Genomic DNA, 533 nt, shown 5'->3' on the forward strand with positions numbered 1-533 from the left:
GCAAATGCTAGAGAAATCGCGTTGCCGTTATTGATTTGGTTGAACAGGAACGCGTCTGATGGCTCAAGGCAGTAACCACAAACAACGCCTGGGTGTAGGTTGCAAGACATCAATGCACCTTGGCCAGTACCACAACCAGTTACCACGAAGTCCACAGCTTTTGAGTTCAGCAGAATGCTCGCCATGATACCTAGGTGAATGTAAGTTAGGTGATGGTCGTTTTCATCCGTCATACCAACATTGAAAACATCGTGACCAAGGCCACCTGCTACAGAGTTAAGCTCGCCAGCCACCATTGCGTTTTTCGCTGCTTGGCTGTTTTCCATCATTAGTGCAATTTTCATGTGTTACTCCTGCGGAAACTCCGCATTCAAATTTCAATTCTTAAACAAAATCTTTGCGCATTGGGGTGAAAGTATCGATAAGTACACCCGCTTTCAGACAAACGCAGCCATGCTCAATGTTTGGTTCTTTGTACATAGTATCGCCCGTTTTGACGATTTTTTTCTCATCACCGATGGTGAATTCAAACT

At 44.8% G+C, this 533-nt stretch carries 1 protein-coding gene and 1 pseudogene; both read right to left on the reverse strand.

The genetic code is table 11. From position 1 onward, the window contains the following. Nucleotides 1–344: RpiB/LacA/LacB family sugar-phosphate isomerase (locus tag R7O13_RS30445; protein ID WP_318305668.1), on the reverse strand; the 344-nt coding region annotated here is incomplete at its 3' end. A 40-nt stretch (nucleotides 345–384) separates the two neighbouring features. Continuing rightward, a pseudogene (locus tag R7O13_RS30450) lies at nucleotides 385–533 on the reverse strand (cupin domain-containing protein); the annotation flags it as partial.

Source organism: Vibrio sp. Y176, assembly GCF_033438945.1.